Source organism: Streptomyces sp. NPDC056503 (assembly GCF_042794995.1).
GTDB lineage: Bacteria > Actinomycetota > Actinomycetes > Streptomycetales > Streptomycetaceae > Streptomyces.
Window position 1 is genome coordinate 1 of the sequence record NZ_JBHTST010000229.1, and the last position, 6,217, is coordinate 6,217.

6 protein-coding genes are annotated in these 6,217 nt (G+C 68.9%); 5 read left to right on the top strand and 1 reads right to left on the bottom strand.

The features are described 5' to 3' along the window. Positions 1–207 precede the first annotated feature (207 nt). A complete protein-coding gene (locus ACFQ8C_RS36105; RefSeq protein ID WP_383466079.1) occupies positions 208–1,389 on the top strand; it encodes a TetR/AcrR family transcriptional regulator in 1,182 nt (393 codons plus the stop codon). Between the two features lie 109 nt (positions 1,390–1,498). Here the strand turns inward: ACFQ8C_RS36105 and ACFQ8C_RS36110 are convergent, their stop codons facing one another. Continuing rightward, positions 1,499–2,656 carry an acyl-CoA dehydrogenase family protein gene (locus tag ACFQ8C_RS36110; protein ID WP_383466081.1) on the bottom strand — a complete coding sequence of 386 codons (1,158 nt, stop codon included), beginning with the start codon at positions 2,654–2,656 and terminating at the stop codon, positions 1,499–1,501. Between the two features lie 430 nt (positions 2,657–3,086). Here ACFQ8C_RS36110 and ACFQ8C_RS36115 point away from each other — a divergent pair, with 430 nt between their 5' ends. From ACFQ8C_RS36115 to ACFQ8C_RS36130, 4 genes are read left to right on the top strand one after another with little or no spacing between them, the layout of a single operon-like run. Continuing rightward, the gene (locus ACFQ8C_RS36115) at positions 3,087–4,280 is read left to right on the top strand and encodes a lipid-transfer protein (RefSeq protein ID WP_383466083.1); all 1,194 of its coding nucleotides are present in this window, start codon (positions 3,087–3,089) and stop codon (positions 4,278–4,280) included. Between the two features lie 5 nt (positions 4,281–4,285). Continuing rightward, entirely contained in the window at positions 4,286–4,741 is a 456-nt protein-coding gene (locus ACFQ8C_RS36120; protein WP_383466084.1) for a MaoC family dehydratase N-terminal domain-containing protein, read from the top strand. Next, positions 4,738–5,109 (top strand): MaoC/PaaZ C-terminal domain-containing protein, encoded by a 372-nt coding sequence (locus tag ACFQ8C_RS36125; protein ID WP_383466086.1) that lies wholly within the window; start codon positions 4,738–4,740, stop codon positions 5,107–5,109. Before ACFQ8C_RS36120 ends, ACFQ8C_RS36125 begins: the two co-directional genes overlap by 4 nt. Next, positions 5,106–5,933: an SDR family NAD(P)-dependent oxidoreductase gene (locus ACFQ8C_RS36130; protein WP_383466088.1), complete on the top strand. Its 828-nt coding sequence runs from the start codon at positions 5,106–5,108 to the stop codon at positions 5,931–5,933. Before ACFQ8C_RS36125 ends, ACFQ8C_RS36130 begins: the two co-directional genes overlap by 4 nt. Positions 5,934–6,217 lie beyond the last annotated feature (284 nt).

The window sequence follows — 6,217 nt, forward strand, 5'->3', positions numbered from 1 at the left end:
TCAACGCGCACAAGTCCGGCACCGTGACCGGCCTGAACGCCGAGGTCGGCGCGTCGGTGACCTCCGGCGCCGGCATCTGCGAGATCAAGGCCTGATCACCACCGGCCGGCCCCTCGTCTCCTCCGGGAGCCGGGGGGCCGGCCCGCGTGATCGATCCGACGGTGCACCGGCGGGAACATCCGCAGGTGGGGAGCCTAGGATGGCGAGGTGACGACCAAGACCGCCCGCCCTGTGCGCCGCTCCCGCGACCGGAAGGCGCAGATCCTCGCGGCGGCCCTGGAGTGCTTCCACCGCTCCGGCTACCACGCCACCGGCATGGAGGACATCGCCGGCGCGGTCGGGATCACCGCGGGAGGCCTCTACCGGCACTTCCGCGGCAAGCAGGAGCTCCTCAGCCGGGTCATGCTCGACGGACTGGATCTTCTCGCGACGGCGCTGGAGGAGGCGGACGGCCTCGACGAGCTCCTCGGGGCCATCGCGCACTTCACCCTCGACCACCGGTCCCTGCCGGTGCTGCTGGACCGTGAGACCCGGAACCTGGGCGAAGAGGCTCGGGCCAGCGTGCTCCGTCATCACGACGCGCACGCGGGAACGATCGCCACGGCCATCCGGGACCTGCGCCCGGAGCTGGACGAGGACCAGGCGCTGCTGCTGGCCTGGTGCGCCCTGGGCGTCCTGGTGAGCCCCTCGTACCACAGCCGCGATCTTCCTCGTCCCCGCTTCGAGGATGTCCTGAGGCGCCAGGCGTCGGCCGTGTGCCGGTCACGGGCTCTTCCCGCCGATGTATCGGATGTGACCCCACAGCGGCCGGGTACCGGTCTCGCCCACGTGTCCCGCCGCGAGGCACTGCTGGCCGCGGCCATCCCCTTGTTCAAGGCGCGCGGCTTCCAGGTGGTGAGCATGGAGGACATCGGGGCGGCAGCGGGCATCGCCGGTCCGAGCATCTACAACCACTTCTCCAGCAAGGCGGAGATCCTGGCGGCCGCCCTCCACCGCGAGTCGGAGGTCCTGCGCTTCTCACTCGCCCGGGAGCTCTCGGAGAGCCGCACGCCCACCGAGGCGCTCCATCGCGTGCTGCGCACCTACTCGTCCCTCTGCGGTACCCGCACCAGCGCCATGCCGCTGATGGTGGGCGAGCTGGTCCACCTCTCCGCGGAGCAGCGTCAGGGCGCCTACCAGAGCCAGCTCGGCTTCGTCGCGGAGTGCGTCGGACTGCTGCGGACCTGCCGTCCCGAGCTCGACGAGGACGAGGGGCGGGTGATGGTCGGCTCCGTGCTGAGCATGGTTCTCATGCTGTACCGACTGCCGTCCGCGATCCGCCGGCTCGCCACCCCCGACGTCGTGTCCGCGCTCGCCATGGACTCCCTGGGCATCGGCGACCGGGCCTGAGAGCGGGCGCTCCTGTGCGCGGCACCACCCGGCCGTGAGGCTGACGGCATGCCCGTGCACCCGCGCGCCCAGTGGCAGCGCGGGTGCACGGCGTCGGTGACGGACCTTCCTACAGGCCGAGGTCCTTCGCGATCACGGTCTTCTGCACCTCGTTCGTACCGCCGTAGATCCGGGACACCCGGGTGGAGGCGTAGAGGCGGGCGATGGGGTACTCCAGCATGTAGCCGTAGCCGCCGTGGAGCTGGAGACACTTGTCGATGATCCGGCCGGCCGTCTCGGTGCCGAAGAGCTTCAGCTTGGAGGCGTCCGCGGGCGTGAGCTCACGCTCGTCGTAGAGCTCCATGGCCCGGTCGACCATCGCCTGGAGGGCCTCGAGTTCGGCGGCGCACTCGGCGAGGACGAACTTGGTGTTCTGGAAGGACGCCACCGGCTTGCCGAAGACCTGGCGCTGCTTGGTGTACTCGATGGCGAAACCGATGGCGGCTCGGGCGGAGGCGGCGGCGCCGATGCCGATGACCAGACGCTCCTTGACGAGGTTCTCCGACAGGTAGCGGAACGCCTGGCCCTCCTCGCCGAGCATGTCCTCGACGGGGACCTTGACGTCGGTGAAGGCCAGCTCCGCGGTGTCGGAGGACTTCATGCCGATCTTCTCGAGCTTGCGGCCGACCGAGTAGCCCTCGGCGTGGGCGTCGACGACCAGGATGGAGAGGCCCAGGCGCCGGTTCTCCTCAGGAGCCGGGGAGGTCCGGCAGACCACCAGCACCCGGTCGGCCTGGACGCCGCCGGTGATGAAGGTCTTGGCACCGTTGAGGACGTAGTGGGTACCGTCCTCGGACAGCTTGGCGTGGGTCTTCATCCCGGCCAGGTCCGAGCCCGTGCCGGGCTCGGTCATGGCGACCGCGTACATGGTCTCGCCGCTCATGAACGGCGGGAGCCAGCGGTGCTTCTGCTCCTCGGTGGCGTACCGCATCAGGTAGCCCAGGCACAGACCGGTGTGGACTCCCGCCGAACCGAAGGTCACGGCCGCGCGCGCGTTCTCCTCGATGATCACGGCCTCGTACTTGATGCTGGTCTCGCCGGCGCCGCCGTACTCCTCCGGCACCTCCATGCCGAAGACGCCCAGCTCGCCGAGCTTGTAGTAGAAGTCGCGCGGCGCGTGTCCGGTCCGCTCCCACTCGTGGAACTCCGGCGCGACCTCCTTGGAGATGAAGTCCCGGATCGTCTCCCGGAACGCCTCGTGGTCCTCGTTGAACACGCTTCGACGCATGGGTCTGGCCTTTCGTGGTCGTTGCCGCATCTGAGGGGCTCGTCCGGGGTCGGCACGTGCGCCCGTGCGGGGGCGAACTGCGGCACGGGATGGCAACGGGGTTTCAGGGCCCAACCGCGGCAACCGCGGGGCCTCCGGATGGGACGGCTACGCCCCGATGTCCGGCCGGGCTCACTATAGCTAACCGACCTTAGGTGACCGAGCAGTCACCATGGGCTGGGTGCCCATCGAATGTGAATCTCACGTCTACCTTTGACCCCATGCATCTCGCTCTTGAATTCTGCGCATCAGAGCTGATCAGAGGCAAGATACCGATGACACCAGGGGTGCGTTACGTAAATCACAGCTCAAGGCTGGTGACCTTTGCGCACCCGAGTGCCAAGCTCCTGGCCATCACCATGTAAACAACCACTAGTCGCGGAGGGCTCCCTTGAGCACCAATGTCCATGTGGTCGGGGTCGGGATGATCCCGTTCATGAAGCCGGGCGCGAGCGACACCTACGACGTCATGGGCGAGCGCGCGGCCCGGGCCGCGCTCGCGGACGCCGGCATCGGCTACGAGCTCGTGCAGCAGGCCTACGTCGGGTACGTCTACGGAGACTCGACCAGCGGTCAGGCCGCGATCTACGGGCTGGGCACCACCGGCATTCCGGTGATCAACGTCAACAACAACTGCTCGACCGGCTCGACCGCACTGTGGCTCGCCCGGCAGGCCGTCGCCTCGGGCGCCGCCGAGTGCGTGATCGCGGTCGGGTTCGAGCAGATGCAGCGTGGTGCGCTCAAGGGCCACTGGGACGACCGCCCCTCGGCCATGAGCCGCAGCCACACGAAGATGCGGGAGCTCCAGGGCTTCGACCCCGACGCTCCCGGCGCGGCCCAGCTGTTCGGCGGCGCCGGGCAGGCGTACATGGACAAGTACGGGATCACGAACGAGGTGTTCGCCAGGATCGCGGTCAAGTCCCGTACACACGCGGCCAACAACCCGTACGCCGTCTTCCGTGACCCGATCACCGTCGAGGAGGTGCTGGCCTCCCCGCATGTGTACGGTCCGCTGACGCGGTTGATGTGCTGCCCGCCCACCTGCGGTGCCGCCGCCGCGGTCATCGCGAGCGAGGACTTCGCCCGCCGCCACGGTCTGAACACGGACGTGCGGATCGCGGCGCAGGCGCTGACCACCGACGTCGACAGCGCGTTCGCCGAGGACACCGACATGATGCGGGTCATCGGCTACGACATGGCGAAGAACGCGGCCGGTCAGGTCTACGAGGCCGCCGGTGTCGGCCCGGAGGACATCAGGGTCGTCGAGCTGCACGACTGCTTCACCAGCAACGAACTCATCACGTACGAGTCGCTGGGGCTCACCCCGGAGGGGACGGCGGAGAAGTTCGTCCTCGACGGCGACAACACCTACGGCGGCCGGGTCGTCGTGAACCCCTCGGGCGGCCTGATGTCCAAGGGCCACCCCCTGGGGGCCACGGGCCTCGCCCAGTGCACCGAGCTCGTGTGGCAGCTGCGGGGGCAGGCGGAAGGCCGCCAGGTCGAGGGCGGCCTCCGGCACGCCCTCCAGCACAACCTCGGCCTCGGCGGCGCCTGCGTCGTCACTCTCTACGAAAAGGCGAACTGAACACCATGGCCCTGAACAAGGACCTGATCGGGACCAAGGTCCCGACACACACGGTCGACATCGAGCGCGGGCAGCTGCGTTTCTTCGCGAAGGCCATCGGCGAGACCGACCCGGTCTACTCCGACGTCGAGGCCGCCAAGGCGGCCGGCCACCGGGACCTCCCGGTCCCGCCCACCTTCCTGTTCTGCGCGGACAGCGGACGCACCGACGGATTCAACTTCCTGAAGCTCGCGGACATCGACATCCGCTACGTGCTCCACGGCGAGCAGGGCTTCACCTACCACCAGCCGATCCACGCCGGCGACCGGCTGACGTTCGAGACCGAGGTCTCGGACATCTACAGCAAGAAGGGCGGGGCGCTCGAGTTCCTCGTCCTGGCCACCCAGGTGACCCGCGACGGGGAGCTCGTCGCCGAGGTCCACAAGTCCCTCGTCGTGCGCGACCCGAAGGCGGGCAAGTGAAGCTCGAACTGCCGAAGATCTCCCGGACCACTCTGGCGCTGTACGCGGGCGCCTCCGGCGATCACAACCCGATGCACATCGACATCGACGTGGCCAAGTCCGCCGGCATGGACGACGTGTTCGCCCACGGCATGCTCAACATGGCCTACCTGGGCCGGCTGCTGACCGCGAACTTCCCCCAGGCCAAGATCCGCTCGTTCGCCGTGCGGTTCACCTCCATCACGCCGCTCCACGGCAAGCCGACCGCCACCGCCACCGTGGCCAAGGTCGAGGACGGCCTGTCCCACCTGGATCTCACCATGGCCCTGGAGGACGGCACCGTCACTCTCGCGGGCACCGCAGTCATCGAAGGAGAAATCGCAGCATGACCAGCACCAAGCTCGCGGGCAAGACCGCCGTCGTCTCCGGCTCCGGTCGCGGCATCGGCCGCGAGATCGCCCTCAAGTTCGCCTCCGAGGGCGCCAACGTCGTCGTGAACGACCTCGACCCGGCGCCCGCCGAGGAGACCGTCGCCGACATCAAGGCAGCCGGCGGCAACGCCGTCGCCTGTGTCGGCAGCGTCACCGAGGACGGTTTCGCCGAGCGGTTCGTGAACACCGCGATCGAGACCTTCGGCGGCCTCGACATCATCGTCAACAACGCCGGCTACACCTGGGACTCCGTCATCCAGAAGCACACCGACGAGCAGTGGGACGCCATGCTCGCGGTGCACCTCACGGCGCCGTTCCGGATCCTGCGTGCCGCCCAGCCGCACCTCTCCCGCCTGTCCAAGGAGGAGACGGCCCGCGGTGTCCGCGTCCACCGCAAGGTCGTCAACATCTCTTCGGGCGCCGGCGTCAACGGCAATGTCGGTCAGGCGAGCTACTCCGCCGGCAAGGCCGGCATCATCGGCCTGACCAAGACCCTGGCCAAGGAGTGGGGCCGCTACAACGTCAACGTCAACGCGGTCGCGTACGGCCTCATCCGCACGCGCCTCACCGACGCCCCCGCGGGTGGCGGCGCCACCATCGACATCCAGGGCCGAGAGCTGCCGGTCGGCGTCAACCCCGAACTGATGGCCGCCCTGGAGAAGACCATTCCGCTGGGCCGGGGCGGTACGCCCGAGGAGGCCGCCGGCGCGGTCTACGCCCTGTGCATCCCCGAGACCGACTACATCAGCGGTCAGGTCGTCTACTGCGCGGGCGGCAAGTAGCGCCGGATCCCGGCCATGACGGCCGTCGGCCGGACGACACGCACCGGCCGACGGACCGCGGGGAGCCCCCTCACCGGACAGCAGGCTTCCCGTACCCCGTGGTCACCGTCGCTCCGACACCGACGGTGGCCACGGCCTCCCCGAGCTTTCGCTCGACTCGCACCGCCGTACCACTCAGGAGTTGTTGCCGTGTATCTCACGCAGAGTCTGCACAGGGCCGTGCAGCAGGGTCCCGATCAGGTCGCGACGATCTTCGGGGACCGTGTGCGGACGAACCGGGAGGT